The sequence below is a fragment of the Salinibacterium sp. VpJ6 genome, from assembly GCF_059767345.1.
The window spans coordinates 186631-204402 of record NZ_JBSOQL010000003.1 but is presented as its reverse complement, the minus strand read 5'-3'; the positions used below and the strand labels follow the sequence as shown (position 1 = coordinate 204402).

At 60.7% G+C, this 17772-nt stretch carries 19 protein-coding genes; 4 read left to right on the top strand and 15 right to left on the bottom strand.

Features of this window, described 5'->3' with window-relative positions; translation table 11 throughout:
• Nucleotides 1-39: 39 nt before the first annotated feature.
• From ACWTV1_RS11745 to ACWTV1_RS11695, 11 genes are all read right to left on the bottom strand, one after another.
• Nucleotides 40-984: a regulatory protein RecX gene (locus ACWTV1_RS11745; RefSeq protein ID WP_498505464.1), complete on the bottom strand. Its 945-nt coding sequence runs from the start codon at nt 982-984 to the stop codon at nt 40-42.
• A gap of 7 nt (nt 985-991) precedes the next feature.
• On the bottom strand, nt 992-2146 hold the full coding sequence (recA, locus tag ACWTV1_RS11740; RefSeq protein ID WP_100390081.1) for a recombinase RecA: 1155 nt from the start codon (nt 2144-2146) through the stop codon (nt 992-994).
• Between the two features lie 242 nt (nt 2147-2388).
• Nucleotides 2389-2613 (bottom strand): DUF3046 domain-containing protein, encoded by a 225-nt coding sequence (locus tag ACWTV1_RS11735; protein WP_100390080.1) that lies wholly within the window; start codon nt 2611-2613, stop codon nt 2389-2391.
• A gap of 83 nt (nt 2614-2696) precedes the next feature.
• Nucleotides 2697-3005 (bottom strand): helix-turn-helix domain-containing protein, encoded by a 309-nt coding sequence (locus ACWTV1_RS11730; protein WP_100390079.1) that lies wholly within the window; start codon nt 3003-3005, stop codon nt 2697-2699.
• A gap of 244 nt (nt 3006-3249) precedes the next feature.
• Entirely contained in the window at nt 3250-3747 is a 498-nt protein-coding gene (locus ACWTV1_RS11725) for a CinA family protein (protein ID WP_100390078.1), read from the bottom strand.
• A gap of 10 nt (nt 3748-3757) precedes the next feature.
• Nucleotides 3758-4432 (bottom strand): CDP-diacylglycerol--glycerol-3-phosphate 3-phosphatidyltransferase, encoded by a 675-nt coding sequence (pgsA, locus tag ACWTV1_RS11720; protein WP_498505463.1) that lies wholly within the window; start codon nt 4430-4432, stop codon nt 3758-3760.
• Between the two features lie 4 nt (nt 4433-4436).
• The gene (locus ACWTV1_RS11715) at nt 4437-7190 is read right to left on the bottom strand and encodes an FtsK/SpoIIIE family DNA translocase (RefSeq protein WP_100390076.1); all 2754 of its coding nucleotides are present in this window, start codon (nt 7188-7190) and stop codon (nt 4437-4439) included.
• Nucleotides 7191-7336: 146 nt separating this feature from the next.
• Nucleotides 7337-9013, bottom strand: a complete 1677-nt coding sequence (locus tag ACWTV1_RS11710; protein WP_100390073.1) for a ribonuclease J — start codon at nt 9011-9013, stop codon at nt 7337-7339.
• A gap of 94 nt (nt 9014-9107) precedes the next feature.
• A complete protein-coding gene (gene dapA, locus ACWTV1_RS11705; RefSeq protein ID WP_100390072.1) occupies nt 9108-10082 on the bottom strand; it encodes a 4-hydroxy-tetrahydrodipicolinate synthase in 975 nt (324 codons plus the stop codon).
• A gap of 9 nt (nt 10083-10091) precedes the next feature.
• The gene (locus ACWTV1_RS11700; protein ID WP_498505462.1) at nt 10092-10676 is read right to left on the bottom strand and encodes a dihydrofolate reductase; all 585 of its coding nucleotides are present in this window, start codon (nt 10674-10676) and stop codon (nt 10092-10094) included.
• Nucleotides 10673-11482, bottom strand: a complete 810-nt coding sequence (locus ACWTV1_RS11695) for a thymidylate synthase (protein ID WP_498505461.1) — start codon at nt 11480-11482, stop codon at nt 10673-10675. Before ACWTV1_RS11695 ends, ACWTV1_RS11700 begins: the two co-directional genes overlap by 4 nt.
• Before the next feature lie 98 nt (nt 11483-11580).
• Here ACWTV1_RS11695 and ACWTV1_RS11690 point away from each other — a divergent pair, with 98 nt between their 5' ends.
• Together ACWTV1_RS11690 and ACWTV1_RS11685 are read left to right on the top strand one after the other, a co-directional pair.
• On the top strand, nt 11581-12006 hold the full coding sequence (locus ACWTV1_RS11690; RefSeq protein WP_100390069.1) for an OsmC family peroxiredoxin: 426 nt from the start codon (nt 11581-11583) through the stop codon (nt 12004-12006).
• 2 nt (nt 12007-12008) lie between these two features.
• Nucleotides 12009-12920 carry a TIGR01777 family oxidoreductase gene (locus ACWTV1_RS11685; RefSeq protein WP_498505460.1) on the top strand — a complete coding sequence of 304 codons (912 nt, stop codon included), beginning with the start codon at nt 12009-12011 and terminating at the stop codon, nt 12918-12920.
• Here the strand turns inward: ACWTV1_RS11685 and ACWTV1_RS11680 are convergent.
• Both ACWTV1_RS11680 and dapB read right to left on the bottom strand, forming a co-directional pair.
• Nucleotides 12917-13366 (bottom strand): tetratricopeptide repeat protein, encoded by a 450-nt coding sequence (locus ACWTV1_RS11680; RefSeq protein ID WP_498505459.1) that lies wholly within the window; start codon nt 13364-13366, stop codon nt 12917-12919. The genes ACWTV1_RS11685 and ACWTV1_RS11680 overlap by 4 nt on opposite strands.
• A complete protein-coding gene (gene dapB, locus ACWTV1_RS11675) occupies nt 13363-14115 on the bottom strand; it encodes a 4-hydroxy-tetrahydrodipicolinate reductase (RefSeq protein WP_498505458.1) in 753 nt (250 codons plus the stop codon). The genes ACWTV1_RS11680 and dapB overlap by 4 nt, the downstream gene beginning before the upstream one ends.
• Before the next feature lie 118 nt (nt 14116-14233).
• On the opposite strand from dapB, the gene ACWTV1_RS11670 reads away from it, so the two are divergent.
• Nucleotides 14234-14731 carry a GNAT family N-acetyltransferase gene (locus tag ACWTV1_RS11670; protein ID WP_498505457.1) on the top strand — a complete coding sequence of 166 codons (498 nt, stop codon included), beginning with the start codon at nt 14234-14236 and terminating at the stop codon, nt 14729-14731.
• A gap of 74 nt (nt 14732-14805) precedes the next feature.
• Here ACWTV1_RS11670 and ACWTV1_RS11665 read toward each other — a convergent pair whose 3' ends face one another.
• Together ACWTV1_RS11665 and ACWTV1_RS11660 are read right to left on the bottom strand one after the other, a co-directional pair.
• A complete protein-coding gene (locus ACWTV1_RS11665) occupies nt 14806-15408 on the bottom strand; it encodes a histidine phosphatase family protein (protein WP_100390065.1) in 603 nt (200 codons plus the stop codon).
• Nucleotides 15409-15426: 18 nt separating this feature from the next.
• On the bottom strand, nt 15427-16797 hold the full coding sequence (locus ACWTV1_RS11660; RefSeq protein ID WP_498505456.1) for a M16 family metallopeptidase: 1371 nt from the start codon (nt 16795-16797) through the stop codon (nt 15427-15429).
• 312 nt (nt 16798-17109) lie between these two features.
• Here ACWTV1_RS11660 and ACWTV1_RS11655 point away from each other — a divergent pair, with 312 nt between their 5' ends.
• Nucleotides 17110-17700, top strand: a complete 591-nt coding sequence (locus tag ACWTV1_RS11655) for a TetR/AcrR family transcriptional regulator (protein ID WP_498505455.1) — start codon at nt 17110-17112, stop codon at nt 17698-17700.
• The last annotated feature ends 72 nt before the right edge of the window (nt 17701-17772 follow it).

The window sequence follows — 17772 nt, the reverse complement described above, 5'->3', positions numbered from 1 at the left end:
TCCACCTTAAGCCTGAACGCGTGTGGGACTTGACGTACGTCAGCGGAAGGTGGGGCCATTCGAAGATGCGCCACCGCCGGCCAAGGCTGCATTTACTGCGGCCGACACGACGGAGCCTGAGTAGCCGCGGCGGAGCAGGAAACCGCTTAGCCGTCGTTTGGCCGTCACGCTGTCGAGGGACCGCAGCTGCGGAGCCCGCTTAAAGGCCAGTTCGTTCGCACGTTCTTGTTCGTCGTCGCGCTCAAAGTCGACAACGACATCAATGTGCTCTTGATCGATCTTGCGGCGGCGCAACTCTGCGGTGATCGCGGAAGCCCCCAAGCCTTTGCGTTCGCGCAACGTGCGCGTAAGAGTTTCTGCCAGAGCCGCATCGTCAAGAAGCGCAGAACCCTCTAGTCGCTCGATCTCGGCGTCGATCTCGTCACTGTCGAATTCACGCGTACTCAAAAACTGGGTCATCTCATGTGAAGACATGCCTCTACGGGCGAGAGCACGCATGCTCACTCTGCTGATTTCCGAAAACCCGTCACGCGCCTCGCGGCGCCCAGCCCGCGACGAGCCTGCGTTCGACGAGTCTGCGCTAGACAGGTTTGCGCTGGACAGGTCGGGAGCGTCGGGCTCCCCCGTCGCCGAGGTGGGGCCATCCTCGTGCGCGATGCTGCCGGTGTCGTTGCTCTCTTGAGAGCTCGCCGACTCAAAGTCGCGCATGGTCGGGAGGGCTCGCACAGGGTTGATCGATGCGACCGGAGCGAGGGTTGCCGGGGCGACAATCCCGAGGTCGCGCGTGTCATGCGGGAAGGCATCGACCGGTGCTTCGTCTGCCCAACCTTCCTCTTCAACCGGGGAACCGGCCGCGCTGGCATTCGTCTCATCGACGCTCTCCGACGACGACTCCACCGCAGCGTTTTCAGGCTGCGCTGCAGCCTTGCGGTCACCAAACAGGTTGATAACGGGAGCGATGTAGTCGTCGTCGGAGCTAGTCATGGCGCTTCTACTGTCCGGAGGCCTTCTTGAGCGGCGCGGCAGCAGTCTTGGTTGCTACCGGCAGCGTGGGGCCATCGGCCTTGGGCGCAGCCTTCGCAGCCTTTTCGGCGACGGCTGCCGCTTCTGCGGCGACCTTGGCTTCAAGGGCGTTCGCAGCCTTGGCCTCAGCACCAATGCCGAGCTTGCGCATGATGCGCTGTTCGATCTCGAGTGCAATTTCGGGGTTCTGGATGAGGAACGCACGCGACTTCTCTTTACCCTGGCCGAGCTGGTCACCTTCGTAGGTGTACCAGGCACCGGACTTGCGTACGATCTCGTGGTCGACGCCGAAGTCAATGAGGCTACCTTCTCGCGAGATTCCGATTCCGTAGAGGATGTCGAATTCTGCCTGCTTGAAGGGCGGAGCCATCTTGTTCTTGACGACCTTGACACGCGTGCGGTTACCCACCGCATCCGTGCCGTCCTTGAGCGTTTCGATACGACGGATGTCGAGGCGAACGGACGCGTAGAACTTGAGCGCCTTACCGCCGGCGGTTGTCTCGGGGCTACCGAAGAAGACACCGATCTTTTCGCGCAGCTGGTTAATGAAAATCATGGTCGTGTTGGTCTGGCTGAGCCCACCGGTGAGCTTGCGCAGCGCCTGCGACATGAGGCGCGCCTGGAGACCCACGTGAGTGTCACCCATCTCGCCCTCGATTTCTGCACGAGGAACCAGCGCAGCAACCGAGTCAATGACGATCAGATCGATTGATCCACTTCGCACGAGCATGTCGGCGATCTCAAGCGCCTGCTCTCCGGTGTCGGGCTGTGAGACAAGAAGTGCGTCGATATCGACACCCAGCTTGGCGGCGTACTCCGGATCGAGAGCGTGCTCGGCGTCGATAAACGCTGCGATGCCTCCGTTGCGTTGTGCATTAGCAATTGCGTGGAGCGTAAGCGTGGTTTTACCCGAGGACTCCGGGCCGTAGATCTCAACAATGCGGCCACGCGGAAGGCCGCCCGTGCCGAGTGCGACATCGAGAGCGATAGAGCCGGTAGGGATAACCTCGACCGGAGCGCGCTCATCACTGCCCAGGCGCATGACTGAGCCCTTGCCGAATTGACGGTCAATCTGAGCGAGAGCGGTCTCGAGGGACTTCTCGCGGTCTGCTGCTGATGGCATTATTTTCTCCGTTAGTCGTAGGTTGCTGCCCATAGGCTGTCGCGATTCGTGCGGACCGATGATGCAAGGCCCGCAGCCTCCCGACAAAGGCTGTGTTGCTAATGCCACGCTACGTGCAGGCTCTGACATTCCAGGACTACGACGGGCGTAACGCATCCATAAGCAGTATTCGAATGGATGTTAGGGAGAAGACTAACAATATCGAACACATGTTCGAACACACCACGCGGGGAGAAAGCAGGCTACTTCTTAGGCTCGCGCTGGCCTACGCCATAGCGGCGATCAGCAGGAACGTCCATGGCATCACACAGCGCGGTCCACACTTGCTTGGCGGGAACACCGCGAGACAAGGCCTGAGACGCGGTTACGCCACCGACCGACCCCAACACCTGGTCGTTAACGAGCACGCGACCGTAGGCCTCACCGAACTCATCGGAAACAGCTAGCCAAAACTCACTCAGTCGCATCCCACCAGCCTAAGCGCGCCAACCTGTGCCCGAACGCACGAATGCCCCGCTCCACACCGGAACGGGGCATCTGACGTGCTGGGTTAGCGCGTAACCAAGTTGGAATCGAACTCTGCGACGAGCTCGTCGGGCAGAGTATCGGGGATTGTGGTGGCACCTTCGATGACAGCGAGTCGGTCTCCGACTTCGCGCATGATCACCGAGATAGGTGTATCGAGAGCTTCAGCTACCGAGGCAAGAATCTCAGAGCTGGCTTCTTTTTGACCACGCTCTACCTCGCTGAGGTAGCCGAGCGCAACGCTCGCCTTACTTGCGACCTGTCGAAGGGTGCGTCCCTTTTGCAAGCGGAAGTCACGGAGAACGTCACCGATTTCTTGACGAACTAGAACCATTGGACACTCCCTTTCTGGCTGAATCGTGCGACCAGATAACTCTGGATAGTTAAGACTACAGCCACTTGTATGTTGAGAACTCTAGCCGCTCCACTCTGGAGAAGCCTTGTGAGTTCGCTTACTGTAACCGCACCGAAACGTAGGATATTCCCACCATCAGGGCGAATCTGTCACCTCTTTTGGGGCGGTCGTGACACATTTTCGCTGAGCGGCATTCTGACATCCTCATCGAAATGCGCTCGCGTTAATCCTCTGACGTGAGGTAGTCGTAGAGGCACTGCAGTGCTGCCGTCACCGCCTGCTCGCGAATCTCGTGCCGATCACCCGTGAAGTGAAAGTCGCGTGTCTCGACGAATCCTGTGGCAGCGAATCCGATAAACACGGTTCCCGGCTCCTTGCCCTCGTGCGGACCGGGGCCGGCAACACCGGTCGTGGCCAAACCGAAGTATGCCTGTTGGTCGCCAACGCCGAGAATCTCGCGTGCTCCCATGGCCATGTGGGCTGCGACATCCGGATACACCGTGCCGTGGATGGCCAAGAGACTCGCGTCGACTCCGAGAACCTGATGCTTGATGGCCGTGTTGTACGCCACGACGGATCCGTTAAGCACGGCCGAAGCACCGGGAACGGCGACGAGAGAAGCGCACAACATGCCACCCGTGAGGGATTCTGCAAGCGCAAGCGTGAGACGTTGTTCGGAGAGAATCGCCACAATCTTTGTGGCGAGTTCTTCAGTAGTCACGAGAGAAGGGTCACACTCCTGGGGTTGTAGTTACTGGCTTGGATGCACGGGTGTGGCGCCAGGCGAGCCACAAGTACTCGATGCCGGTGTAGACCGTGAGTACGACAGCGATAGCCATGACCGACCAGTTGAGCCACAGGACCCACGAGCCGAGCACGGTAAACAAGGGGACGAGGAACAGCGCGATCGCGACAGCTTGAAGAACCGTTTTGAGCTTGCCACCGCGCGACGCGGGAACGACGACCTTGGAGAGGACGGCGAAGCGATAAATCGTGATGCCAAACTCGCGCACGAGAATCAGAATAGTGATCCACCATGGCAGCTCTCCCAGAATGGAGAGCGCCACAAGGGCCCCGCCGGTGAGAACTTTGTCGGCAATCGGATCAAGGATGATGCCCACATTGGTAATCAGATTGCGACCACGCGCCAGATGGCCATCGACCGCATCCGTGACAATCGCAATGATGAAGAGCGCCGCTGCAATGTAGCGAATCGGTCCCATCTCACCGTCATCAAGCAAGAGCAGCCAGATGAAGACGGGCGCCATGAAGATGCGCACAACCGTAATGATGTTGGCGATATTGCCGTTAGATGCTGGCGTATCGCCGCGACGGAACACTCGTCCGCGCATCGAGAAGCTAGGAACTACGGGTGGAGTGGACTCCGAAACAGGTTGTTCACCCACGCGATCACTCCCGATCGGTCAAATTCCAAGCATCCTCATCTGAGGAGCTTTCTACTTCATCGTATCCGCTGAGGGACTCTTCTACTGCGTCAACAGGACCGGGGTCGTCTTCCCCGCGCAGCCGAGCGAGCACCGCCGGGAGCTGTTCTGCTGTCACGAGAACGTCACGAGCCTTCGACCCTTCGGAGGGGCCAACAATTTCGCGGGACTCCAGCAGATCCATGAGGCGGCCTGCCTTAGCGAAGCCGACCCGGAGCTTGCGCTGCAGCATTGACGTAGATCCGAACTGAGTGCTCACGATGAGTTCAGTCGCCGCGAGAAGGACATCGAGGTCATCGCCAATGTCAGCATCGATCTGCTTCTTCTCGGCGACAGCGGTGACGTCGTTGCGGTACTCAGGCTGAGCTTGAGCGATCACGTGCTGCACGATCTCAGCAACTTCGCTTTCTGGTACCCACGCGCCTTGAACACGAATGGCCTTGGATGCACCCATGGGCAAGAAGAGCGCGTCACCCTGGCCGATGAGCTTGTCGGCGCCCGGCTGATCGAGGATCACGCGGGAGTCGGTCATGCTCGACACCGCAAACGCGAGGCGCGACGGAACGTTGGCCTTGATCAGACCGGTCACGACATCTACGCTCGGGCGCTGGGTCGCCAACACGAGGTGAATTCCCGAGGCACGCGCCAGCTGGGTGATGCGCACGATCGAGTCTTCAACGTCGCGCGGCGCGACCATCATGAGGTCGGCGAGCTCGTCAACCACGATGAGGAGGTACGGATACGGCTTGAGCTTGCGTTGGCTGCCCTCCGGAAGCTTGATCTCATCCGCGATGACGGCGCGGTTGAAGTCATCAATGTGGCGGTAACCGAAGCTTGCGAGGTCGTCGTACCGCATATCCATTTCTTTCACGACCCACGCGAGGGCTTCGGCAGCCTTTTTGGGGTTCGTGATGATGGGCGTGATGAGGTGAGGGACCCCGGCGTAAATTGAGAGTTCAACGCGCTTGGGGTCGATGAGCACCATGCGAACTTCAGCGGGCTTAGCGCGCATCAGCACCGACGTGATCATGGAGTTGACGAAACTCGACTTACCGGAGCCCGTAGAACCAGCCACCAACAAGTGAGGCATCTTGGCGAGGTTGGCTACGACGAATCCACCCTCGACGTCTTTACCCAGACCAATGGTCATGGGGTGTTCGCTCTTGGTGCTGGCACTCGAACGCAACACATCGCCGAGCGAAACGATTTCGCGATCCTTGTTAGGTATCTCGACACCGATGGCGCTCTTGCCGGGGATCGGCGACAAGATGTTGACCTCGTTGCTTGCCACGGCGTAGCTGATGTTGCGGGCGAGCGCCGTGACGCGCTCGACCTTGACACCCGGGCCCAGCTCCAACTCGTAGCGAGTGACCGAGGGGCCGCGACTGAAACCGGTGACGGTGGCATCCACGCTGAACTGTTTGAGAACTTCGGTGATGGCAGCGACGACTTCGTCGTTCGCTGCTGAGCGCGACTTCGGCGGCGTGCCGGCCGAAAGCATCGATGCCTGCGGCAAGCGGTAAGTCATGTTCGATTGCTGCGGGGTGGTCTCGTGCGGACCATCGAATTCGCCGGCGTTACCCTTTTCGCTCGCCTTGGTGGTGAAACCGGGGAGGACGCCAGGGCCGTCGTCACGAACACCAGTGGCGGGCGCATCCACTTCACCGGTTGCGTACTTCTTGACAGCGTCTTCAGCTTTGAGGAGATCTTCGAGCAGCTCGACGCCGAAATCTTCCTCTTTCTTCGTAAGGTCTTTCGCGGCGGGAGGCGCAGTGGGCTGGGCCTTCGGTGCCGGGTCAACGATTTCGGTGGAGTTGTCTCGCCCGATCACGGGGCTGTCGAACGCTTTGTCTTCGGTGGGGTGCGACTTGTTGCGGCGCCACCACGGCAGCGAGCCAGTGTCGTTGTCGCCCAGCCCAATATCGGTCAGCGAACCGAACTGAACAGAATCGTTCTTGCCGGTGTTGGCCTGCAGCTTGGCCGCAGCGCGCTCTTCGTCTGTCTGCAGTTGAGCACCAAAGAGGTATGCGTAGAGCTCACGGAGTCGCGACCCCAGGCGGTTGGGTGGCGTCTTGGTGATGATGAAGAGCGAGAGCACCAGAAGGAACACGATGAGCGGCACCGCGAGCCACTCTCCCCCGAGCCAGAGCAAGGGGTTTGCGAGAAGCCAACCAAAGACTCCCCCGGCACGAGCGATGATCTCTGCGCCCTCTGAGGGGTGCGGTTGACCGCTGTACACGTGGCATAACGCCGCGACAGTGACAATGAGAATGCTGAGGCCGATGCCGATGCGGCCGTTGTCATGCACGCTCGACGGATGCCGAAACATCCAGACCGCAAGCAGCAGCAAGATAACAGGGAGCGCGAAGGCCACGCGGCCGACGAGCCCGCCGAACGTGTAGGCATCGAGCGCGATCGCGACGGAGTCTGTCGGATTAAACCACTCCACAACGGCCCCGACAATAGCCAGCAAAAAGAACAAGAAGGGAACGCCGTCACGGCGCTCATCCTTGGTGAGTTCTTCGCGACCAAAGACGCGGAAAGCGCCTCCCACCATGTGGGCAAGCGCAAGCCACAACTTGGTCAAAGGCCCTTCGGGCTCGACCGGTGCTTGCTTGCCCCGCGGGAGCCTCTTGGTTGCTTGAGTCTTGTTTGACGTGTTCTTGGCGCGCGGTTTCGACGCACCCGAGCGCGAGTTCGACGTTGTACGCGTAGCCATGATTCAAAGCTACCTGTGGCCTCTGTCAGAGCACCGCAGCGACACTCATGGCTCCGGCTCTCGGCCGGTCGACAGCGACCGCCCAACAGGACGCGGGCGCACGACAATGGCGCGGAGACCGAAGCCTCCGCGCCATTAATAATTCGTTACGCCTCGATGACGACCGGAACGATCATCGGACGACGACGGTGCTGCGTGTTGACCCAGCGACCGACGGTGCGACGAACAACCTGAGCGAACGCGTGAGTGTCGCGCGTTCCGTTTTCGGCAGCATCCGTCAGAGCCTTGACCACCTGAGGAAGTACGGCATCGAAGACGTTCTCGTCTTCCGCGAAGCCGCGCGACTGGATCTCGGGGCCGACGATGACCTTGCCGGTCTGCGCGTCCACGGCAACGAAGATGGAGATGAAGCCCTCTTCGGCGAGGATGCGGCGATCCTTGAGGTCAGCATCCGTGATCTCACCGACGCTTGAACCGTCAACGTAGACGAGGCCGACATCGAGCTGACCCACGACGGCAGCGTGGCCGTCCTTGAGATCAATGACGGTGCCGTCTTCGGCGATGATCGTGTTTTCAGCCGGCACGCCGGACTGAATCGCGAGGTTTGCGTTGGCGACCAAGTGACGGTACTCACCGTGAACCGGCAGCACGTTCTTGGGACGAAGGATGTTGTAGCAGTAGAGCAACTCCCCTGCTGCAGCGTGGCCCGAGACATGAACTTTGGCGTTGGCCTTGTGTACAACATTGGCCCCCAGCTTGGTGAGGCCATTGATGACGCGGTACACCGCGTTCTCGTTACCCGGAATGAGGCTGGAGGCGAGGATGACGGTGTCGCCCTGGCCGACCTCAATCTGGTGCTCCATGTTGGCCATACGAGCAAGCACAGCCATCGGCTCGCCCTGGCTACCCGTGGACATGTACACGAGCTGGTTGTCGGGGTAGTTGACAGCCTTCTTGGCGTCCAACAGCACTCCGTCGGGCACCTTGAGGAAGCCGAGATCGGCAGCGATACCCATGTTGCGCACCATGGAGCGCCCCATGAGAACTACCTTGCGGTTGTTCGCGATCGCGGCATCCAATACCTGCTGCACACGGTGCACGTGGCTGGAGAAGCTGGCGACGATCACTCGGCGCGGAGCCTTAGCAATAACGGCTTCGAGAACCGGGCCGATGTCGCGTTCGTTCGGCGTGAAGCCGGGAACGTCAGCGTTGGTCGAGTCTGAGAGGAACAGGTCGATACCGGCTTCACCGAGGCGAGCAAAGGCACGCAAGTCGGTGATGCGGTTGTCGAGCGGCAACTGATCCATCTTGAAGTCACCGGTGTGCAGCACAGTGCCGGCAACGGTCGTGATGGCGACAGCAAGAGCATCCGGAATTGAATGGTTGACCGCGACGAACTCGAGATCGAACGGCCCCATCTTCTCCTTCTGGCCCTCAGCAACATTGAGGGTGTACGGCTTGATGCGGTGCTCTTTGAGCTTGGCCTCGATGAGGGCGAGCGTGAGAGTGGAACCGATCAGGGGGATGTCTTGGCGCAGGCGCAAGAGATAAGGAACCGCGCCGATGTGATCTTCGTGGCCGTGTGTGAGCACAATGCCAAGAACGTCGTCGAGTCGATCGCGGATAGAGCTGAAGTCAGGCAGGATCAGGTCGACACCGGGCTGGTGTTCCTCCGGGAACAGCACACCACAGTCGACGATGAGGATCTTGCCGTCAATCTCGAACGTGGTCATGTTGCGACCAATTTCGCCAAGACCACCAATCGGGGTCACGCGGAGCGTGCCCTTCTCGAGTGCGGGCGGGTCAAAAACAGAAACGGGCATTCAGTACCTTGCATTTAGTGGGGTGGGGCCGTCAGCCCCCGTGCTAAAAATGTGTGGCTCTGGCTCAGGCCAGACCCTACCCCTCGCGGGGAAACTAGCGGGTTGCTCCCGCGATCTTGGGAAGCGCTCCGCCGGCAGCGGCATTGCGGTCGGGACGAAAGTTCGACAGATCGAGGCCCTTGATCTCGCCAACCAACGCCAATTCGTCTTCGATCATCGCGGCTTCAGCATCTTCTGGCCCGACGAGCGGCAAACGCACGCGTGCACTCGAGATGCGGCCGAGGCCCTGAAGGATGTACTTGGCAGCAACTGTTCCCGGAACGTGGGTCATGGCAGCACGCACAAGCGGCTCGAGCGCCTGGTGCGCTGCGGTGGCAGTGGCGAGGTCGCCAGCGTTCACCGCATCCACGATCACCCGGTAGGGAGCCGGAGCGATGTTCGCCGTGACACCGATGAGCCCCGAAGCACCGATCGCGAGGTGCGGCAGCACGTTCGAGTCGTCGCCCGAGAAGTACATCAGGTCAGTCTGGTTGAGCACGCGGCTCACCTCGCTGAAGTCACCCTTGGCGTCTTTGACGGCCAAGATGTTGGGGTGCTTGGCTGCACGCAGAATCGTTTCGTACGTGATGGGGATGCCGGTGCGACCGGGGATGTCGTACAAGATCACCGGAAGATCGGTGGCATCCGCGATCATGCGGAAGTGCGTGAGCACCCCCGCCTGAGTCGGCTTGTTGTAGTACGGGGTGACGATCATGACGCCGTCGGCGCCGGCCTTCTCGCTGGCTTTGTACAGTTCAATGGCGTGCGCGGTCTCGTTCGAGCCACCGCCCGTGATGATCTTGGCGCGGCCGGCCGAAACGGATTTCGCGACTTCAACAAGCTTGATCTTCTCGGGGTCGGTGAGCGTGCTCGTCTCCCCCGTGGTGCCGGTGACGACGATGCCGTCGGCGCCAGAACTGATCACATCGTCGATGTGCTTCTCTACGTCGGGCCAGCTCACTTCACCGTCTGCGGTGAAGGGCGTGATGAGCGCAACAAGGACTTGGCCGAAGGGATTTTCAATAGTCACCCCTCTAGGCTACCGCTGCTGAGCCCGCTGATTCTCGTAACGGAGGAATCGGTAGCGAAGATCGGTGGTCGAAGTGTGCCAACCATCGCTCGGATCGCTCGCGACGAGCATCCACTCATCGTCTCTTTCGGGCGCAATCGTGTCGCCCTCAAACGTCTCGCGAATCTCGGTAACCTCGAGACGATCGGCGCTGTCGAGCACCGACGCAAAGATCTCGGCGCCACCGATAACCCACACGGTTTCGACCGGCTCGCCGTGCCCACGATCGGTCAGATCGGCATCCACTGTCGACGCGGATGCCGCAGCCAGATCAATAGCAGACTCCACGGTGTGAGCAACCTCAGTTCCCGGCGCATTCCACTCTTCTTGGCGCGTGACAACAATATTGCGGCGACCGGGCAGCGGGCGGAATCGTGGAGGCAAAGAGTCCCACGTTTTGCGGCCCATGATCACGGGGCTGCCGAGCGTGAGTTCTTTGAAGTGGGCAAGGTCTTCGGGAAGATGCCACGGCATCGAACCGTTGTGGCCGATGATTCCGCCAGCGGACTGCGCCCAAATAAGCGCGACCGAGATAGGACGAGTCGAGTCGCTCACACCGCGACCGGTGCTTTGATGGCGGGGTGGTGTTCGTAGCCGATGATCTCAAAGTCTTCGAAGGCGTAGTCGAAGATACTCTCTGGTGCGCTCGTGATCTTCAGTTGCGGTGCAGCGTACGGCTCGCGAGTCAGCTGCTCGGTCACTTGCTCGACGTGGTTGTCGTAGATGTGGCAATCGCCACCGGTCCAGACGAAGTCTCCCACCTCGAGCCCGGTCTGCTCCGCCACCATGTGGGTGAGCAGCGCGTAGCTGGCGATGTTGAACGGAACGCCCAAGAAAAGGTCGGCGCTGCGCTGGTACAACTGGCACGACAACTTGCCATCGGCCACATAGAACTGGAAGAACGCGTGGCACGGCGCCAACGCCATATTAGGAATGTCAGCGGGGTTCCACGCAGAGACGATCAACCGCCGAGAATCAGGGTTGGTCTTGATCTGCTCGATGACCTCAGAGATCTGGTCAATCTGTTCACCCGAGGGTGTTGGCCAGGAACGCCACTGCACGCCATAGACCGGGCCGAGCTCGCCCAAGGCATCCGCCCACTCGCTCCAGATCGTCACGCCGTTATCGCGCAACCACGACACGTTGCTCTCACCGCGCAAGAACCACAACAGCTCGTAAGCAATCGACTTGAAGTGAACACGCTTGGTCGTGATAAGCGGAAAACCCTCCGCGAGATTGAACCGTAATTGGCGACCGAACACACTGCGGGTGCCGGTGCCCGTGCGATCACCTTTCGTCACGCCGTGAGCGAGAGTGTCGCGCAGCAAGTCTTCATAGGGTGTTGCGATCGTGGTTGCCATCGCATCAATAGTACTGATGCGCGTCGCACTTCACACCGCTTTCTCACCCCTGCCGCCACGCCAGCGCCTAGGGTTGGGGAACGACGAAAGGAACGGCAATGCCTGTAACGAGCGAAGCAACAACACTCTGGTTCGGAGACCTCTTTAGCGGCAAGGGAACGACATCACTCGATTCCTCAGATGCGGCGGAATTCCCCGTGACGTGGGCTGCACGATCCGAAGGTCAAGAAGCAACGACCAACCCCGAGGAACTCCTCGGAGCCGCTCACGCCTCGTGTTTTGCAATGGCGTTCTCTAACGGACTAGCCGAAAACGGCACTCCCCCCGAAAGCCTGCAGGTCACTGCGGCGGTCACTTTTGATCCAGCCGAAGGCATCACCGGAAGCCACCTGCTGGTGAGCGCCAAAGTAGCGAATCTCAGCGACGACGACTTTCAGCGACTGGCGGCCGAGGCCAAAGATGGGTGCCCCGTATCGCGCGCCCTCACCGGCATCCCCATCACTCTCGAAGCGAGCTTGGCGTAGTCATGACTGACTCTGCGTCTGCACCCACCGTTTCTCGCGTCCTCGTTGCGGGCGCTTCCGGCTACATCGGCACTGAACTGGTGTTTCAGCTGGAGGCCGCGGGCTTCGAAGTGTTGCGACTTGTGCGCCGCGAACCGGAGGGTGCAGACGAATTCCGCTGGGACCCCAGCGCCGGCACGATAGATGATCGCGCGATTGAGCTGGCGGATGCCGTAATCAACCTCGCGGGAGCCTCCACGGGAAAGATACCTTGGACCCCCGGCTACAAGCGCGAGATTCTGCGATCGCGCGTCGATGGAACCCGCGTGTTGGCCGAAGCGATTCGCCGAGCCACGACGCCACCGTCGGTGTTCTTGAGCGGTTCAGCAGTCGGCTTCTTCGGTAGCCGCCCTGGCGAAGTACTCACAGATGAATCGAGCAAGGGCACTGGCTTCTTGAGCGATGTTGTCTACGCGTGGGAGCAGGCTGCTCGCCTCACTCCCCCGACAACACGGCTCGTGATGTTCCGCACCGGAATTGTCGTGGGCAAGGGCGGAGCCTTCACTCCCTTGAACCTGCTGACCCGGTTCGGCGTAGGAAGTCGCCTGGGCAGTGGCGCTCAATACTGGCCGTGGATCAGCCTCCACGACGAAGCCGCCGCGATCGTGCACTTGCTGCGCAGTGACTTCTCGGGAGTGGTCTCCCTTGTGGGCCCTACCCCGGCTACTGCCGAGACCGTCACCAAGACGCTCGCTCGCGAAATGGGAAAGCCGCACTGGTTCGCTGTGCCGAGCTTCGCTTTTCGGATGCTGGGCGACGCTGGCAAGGATCTCATTTTGGTCGACGAGAACGTTCAATCGCCCACTCTCGCGAGCACGGGCTTCACGTTCACCCACACCACCATCGAGCAGGCCATCGACGCGTTCGTCGACTAGCGCGGGGTTTTGCCGCGCGACAGCGCAATAGCGCGACGGGTAGCCCAGCGCGCTCGGCCCCGGTCTCCAGCAGCGTCGTAGGCGAGGCCGAGACGTAGCCAGGTGCGCCACGAGTTGGGCTCTGCCTCCGCCTCTGTGCGGTAGCGATCGAACGCGCGATCGGCCGCGGCAGGGTCAGGACGACCACTCGGCAAAAGCTCAACAACCTCATCCGGCAACGCTCCCTCTTCCGTGAGAGTGGCGAGGAGACGTTCGGCCCGTACGATGAAGAAGAGTTCCGCGGCGAGCGCCCAGAACCCGATGATGGGCAGCACGAGCAGTGCCCAGCCCATTACGTTCACGATGGGCTCGTCAGCACGGATCAGAATCGTCGAATAGTTAATGACGAAGATCAGGTAGATGGTGAGCAGCGCCACCATCACGAGAGCGGCAATGCGAGTTTTCACTCGGAGGCCGATCCAGCTGGGGAGAGATCAATGAGTTGGTCGAGGCCAACCGTGACGCCCTGAGCGGTGGGCACAGCGCGCAGACCGAGCAGGATGCCCGCTTCGTAGGAGTCTTGCGACATGGTGCGGTGGTCGACAGTGAGAACTTCACCGGGCCCGCCGAAGATGACCTGCTGGTGTGCGATCACTCCCGTCATGCGCAGGCTATGCACGGGGATTCCGGCCACTTGTTCGCCGCGTGCCCGCTGGTCGACATGCGGGGCGAGCGCAGGGCCGCGTTCGCTGCGGGCGTCGGCCATGAGTTCTGCGGTGCGCACGGCGGTACCGGAGGGCGAATCGACTTTGGCAGCGTGGTGGCTCTCGATGATCTCGATTGAGTCGAAGTAGCGAGCAGCCGATGCGGCAAACGACGTGGCAAGCGCGGAGCCAAGCGAGAAGTTGGGGATGATGACGACGCCGATCTCCGGGGTCTCGGTGAGCAGCGAGCGCAGTCCCTGCACGCGGTCCTCGCTCCAGCCGGAGGTACCCACGAGAACGCTCTTGCCGTTGCGCACGGCGAAGTCGACAACGGAGGGCGAGACACTGGGCTCCGTGACATCCACCACGATGTCGGCAACGAGCATCTCGCTGAGCTCCGAACGCGAGTTGAGGGAGGCCGCGAGCGAGAAGTCAGCGGATGCCTCAACAACGCCACTGATGTACTTGCCCATGCGACCGGTTGCGCCGACTACCGCTACTTTCGTTGTCATTGTTCAAATCTACCAATGCTGAGCGGCGTCGCAGACTCCCCTACGGCTGGCAAGGAAACACTCGAAGCAGCACGGGCGCCGGGCAGCCGTTCCGCAACGGCGAGAGTACTGTGGTTGTGTGCTTCAGTTTCGTTCACTTCCGGTCACGGATGCTCTCGCTCTCGAACTTCTCACGGAATACTTCAGCTACCGCGCTGAGACGTTTCCGACGCCCTCGGGGTATGTCACGACGTTCCCCAGCGCGGAGCAATTCACCGAACCTCAGGGCGTCTTCGTGGTGATCGAGCCCGATGGCAACGACACCGACGTCGACACCGACGGTGTCGCTGCCGGCGGCGCTCTAGGCTGTGGCGGCATCCGCCAGCTTGAGCCCGCGCGCTTTGAGGTCAAGCACCTCTGGGTGCGGCCCGAGGGCCGCGGTGCAGGGCTCGGGCGTCAGCTGCTTGGCGAGCTGGAACGGCGAGCGCGAGCCTGGGGCGCCACCGAACTCGTGCTCGACACCAACGAAAGTCTTGCCGCAGCAGGCGGGCTCTACCGCTCGAGCGGCTTCGAGCCGTGCGCGCCGTACAACGACAACCCCAACGCCACAACCTGGTATCTCAAGCCGCTGGTCTAGGTGACGTAGGCCTCAGCATGCGCTGGCGTGCTGGCGTGCTGCGGCCTCGCACACACCCGTTAGCGAACTAGCGTCTAGTAGGGCTGCTCAGCCGGCATTCCCGTGCGCAACTCAACGGGCAGGTGACCGAGGTCGTTGTGGTTCACGAGAACGGGTGGCTTCGCACTGCGCACTCGGATGATAGTGAGACCGCAATTGGCCTGGTTGAGCCCAAGCCACCGCCACTGGTCTCCGCCCAGAACTTCGCGGACGAACCAGGAGATCACAAAATTGTGCGTGATCAGCAGATCGTGACGGTCTTCGCGCGCCGGAGTAAGGAACTCGGCAACGGCGTCTTCCATTTGAGCCTGACCGGCATCAATCTCTTCATCGGTGATCGAACCAAAAAAAGGTTCGAAAGCGGCAGGCATATCGGGAGTGGGTCCGCTAGGAATGCAGTCCATCAGCAGCGTCGTCGGCTGTGACTCGAGGGCGGGCATCCGCTCAGTCATGATTGCGGCAGTCTCAGCGGCTCGCTGAAGTGGCGAATGGAACGCTCGAGTGAACGGCACGCCACTCAATCGCTCCGAGATCGCTTGCGCTTGGCGCACCCCCTTGCCCGAAAGCGGGCCGTCGGGCAAACCGTGTTCTGCGTCTTGCTGCTCGCCGTGACGCACGAGGTACAAGTAATGGGCCATCATCATTCCTTTGTCGATCTAGCTCTCGGCAACGCTGCCGAGATCGATACCGGCGAACATCTCTTCGTTGACGGCCCCCACTGCTGCAATAGAGAGGGGTCGTGACGAGAGTTCTTGAGCAAGTTCTTGGATGTCATCGGCCGTGACCGCAGAGATGCGGGCAATCGAGGCATCAAGGTCAATAAATTCACCGAGGGTGAGCTCGCTACGACCGAGGCGCGACATCCGCGAGTCCGAGTCTTCGAGGGCGAGCGCTGACGCTCCCCGCAACTGACCGATCGCGCGACTAATCTCTTCGTCGGTCACGTGCGCGGTGCCGAGCTTGTGGAACTCTTCGAGCATGAGCTCGGTGACCTGGCTGACCTTGGCGGGCGAGCAACCGGCGTAGATGCCGAAGACACCAGCGTCGGAGTAACTCGGCGAGAACGAGTACACGGAGTACGCGAGACCGCGCTTTTCGCGCACCTCTTGGAAGAGCCGCGACGACATGCCGCTACCCAGAATGGAGTTCAACACTGTCATCGTGGCGCGTCGGCTGTCGGTTGCCGAGAGCCCTTCAACACCCGCGATAATGTTGGCCTGCTCGATGGGGCGCTGTGTCACGTGCAGGCGTTGGCCAGGAGTCAGCACGGTGGAATGCGCGCTTCCCGAGAGGTCACGGCGGGCAACCGGCGATGCTTCCATCGAGAGATCCCAGCCGGCTGCAACGAGGCATGAGGAGATGGCAGCCACAAGTTCATCGTGGTCGACAGCTCCCGCCACCGTAATCACGAGATCCTGAGGACGGTAATTCGACTGATAGTGATCCCACACCGCGTCGCGAGAGATCGCATTGATCGTGTCGGGGCTACCGCCGATCGGACGACCGAGCGGATGCGCGCCAAAGACGGCCTCAAAGTAACGCTCGCTGGCTACATCGGTGGGGTCGTCATCCGCCATCGCCAGCTCTTCGAGAATCACCCCGCGTTCGTTCGCGAACTCCGTGGGGTCGATCAAGCTCGAGGTGAGCATGTCACCAATGACTTCGATCGCCATGGGCAAGTCGATGTCTTGCACCTTGGCGTAGTAGCAGGTGTACTCCTTGGCCGTCATGGCGTTGTGCTCGCCGCCGACAGCATCGAAGCTCACCGCAATGTCGAGAGCAGAGCGCGACGCCGTGCCCTTGAAGAGTAAGTGCTCGAGAAAGTGCGTTGCACCGTACGTTTCAGGATGCTCGTCGCGGGAGCCCGCTGCTACCCAGTAGCCGACCGTCGCACTGCGTGCACCCGGTACTTGCTCACTCAGGATGCGCACACCGCTCGGCAAAACAGTTCTACGAACGAGACTGTCGCCGGTTGCGGTGAACGACAGTTCGGAAAGGTAAAGAGGAAGAATCACAGCGTCGCTCATCACCTATGAGCCTACGTCATTACTGGCCTTCCAGCGCCTGATGCTCAGGGACCCTGCAGAACCATCCCCCAAACTGGGGAATGAAAATGAGGACAGACAGACTTGTCTGTATGTCCTCACGTGCTAATGTTCTTTGTAGGCACCCGAAGCCAATAACCCATCACCGGGACCCGAACCCGGCGATGTAAAACCTGCGACCTGGACCCGAACGTGGTCGTGAAAATAAACCGCATCGCTTGAACCCGAAATCTTGCGATGCACATAGTGGGGAAATGTTCCTGGTCCGAACCTCCACGGAAGGAGTGCGCTGCGATGATATTTGAGACACCAGAGACTGCGCAGCGCGCTCCGGCCAAAGGCCGCATCCTCGAGACGGCCAACACACTCTTTTACCAAGACGGCATTCTGAACGTCGGCGTAGACCGCATCATCGCTCAGTCGAGCGTGACCAAGGCCACGTTCTACAAGCACTACCGCTCAAAAGACAACCTCATCCTTGAGTACGTCAAGAGCCGTCGCGCTGCCGTCGAAGCCGAAACGCAATCGATCATCGATAACGCCGCCTCACCCCACGACGCCGTTCTTGGCCTCCTGGAGTCAGTCGCTGGCGAACTCACGAAGCCCGACTTCCGTGGTTGTCCTTTCCTCAACGTAGTCGCAGAGTTCCCCGACCCGACTCACCCCGTTCGCGTGCTGATCTCCGATCACCGCGACTGGTACAACGAGTCGCTCTACGAACTCATGCGTGCTGCAGAGCATCCCTTCGCTGGCGATGCCGCTGACGAACTCATGCTCGCCAAGGATGGCGCTCTCGCTGGCGGTTACGCCGGAGACACTATTGCTGCCGGCGCCGCCATGGCTCGCGTCGTCAAGCGCGTACTCAGCGACGCTGTCACGGTCTAACGCAGCATCATCGCGTCGCGGCGCGGCTAGCACGTAGCATCAGGCACTCAGCGCTCGATGCACACTCGAACG

What these genes read in the sequence shown, in the direction of transcription:
- ACWTV1_RS11745 (WP_498505464.1), bottom strand. Translation starts at nt 984, where the DNA reads ATGACTAGCTCCGACGACGACTACATCGCTCCCGTTATCAACCTGTTT.
- recA (WP_100390081.1), bottom strand. Translation starts at nt 2,146, where the DNA reads ATGCCATCAGCAGCAGACCGCGAGAAGTCCCTCGAGACCGCTCTCGCT.
- ACWTV1_RS11735 (WP_100390080.1), bottom strand. Translation starts at nt 2,613, where the DNA reads ATGCGACTGAGTGAGTTTTGGCTAGCTGTTTCCGATGAGTTCGGTGAG.
- ACWTV1_RS11730 (WP_100390079.1), bottom strand. Translation starts at nt 3,005, where the DNA reads ATGGTTCTAGTTCGTCAAGAAATCGGTGACGTTCTCCGTGACTTCCGC.
- ACWTV1_RS11715 (WP_100390076.1), bottom strand. Translation starts at nt 7,190, where the DNA reads ATGGCTACGCGTACAACGTCGAACTCGCGCTCGGGTGCGTCGAAACCG.
- ACWTV1_RS11710 (WP_100390073.1), bottom strand. Translation starts at nt 9,013, where the DNA reads ATGCCCGTTTCTGTTTTTGACCCGCCCGCACTCGAGAAGGGCACGCTC.
- ACWTV1_RS11695 (WP_498505461.1), bottom strand. Translation starts at nt 11,482, where the DNA reads ATGGCAACCACGATCGCAACACCCTATGAAGACTTGCTGCGCGACACT.
- ACWTV1_RS11690 (WP_100390069.1), top strand. Translation starts at nt 11,581, where the DNA reads ATGCCTGTAACGAGCGAAGCAACAACACTCTGGTTCGGAGACCTCTTT.
- ACWTV1_RS11685 (WP_498505460.1), top strand. Translation starts at nt 12,009, where the DNA reads ATGACTGACTCTGCGTCTGCACCCACCGTTTCTCGCGTCCTCGTTGCG.
- dapB (WP_498505458.1), bottom strand. Translation starts at nt 14,115, where the DNA reads ATGACAACGAAAGTAGCGGTAGTCGGCGCAACCGGTCGCATGGGCAAG.
- ACWTV1_RS11665 (WP_100390065.1), bottom strand. Translation starts at nt 15,408, where the DNA reads ATGGCCCATTACTTGTACCTCGTGCGTCACGGCGAGCAGCAAGACGCA.
- ACWTV1_RS11660 (WP_498505456.1), bottom strand. Translation starts at nt 16,797, where the DNA reads ATGAGCGACGCTGTGATTCTTCCTCTTTACCTTTCCGAACTGTCGTTC.
- ACWTV1_RS11655 (WP_498505455.1), top strand. Translation starts at nt 17,110, where the DNA reads ATGATATTTGAGACACCAGAGACTGCGCAGCGCGCTCCGGCCAAAGGC.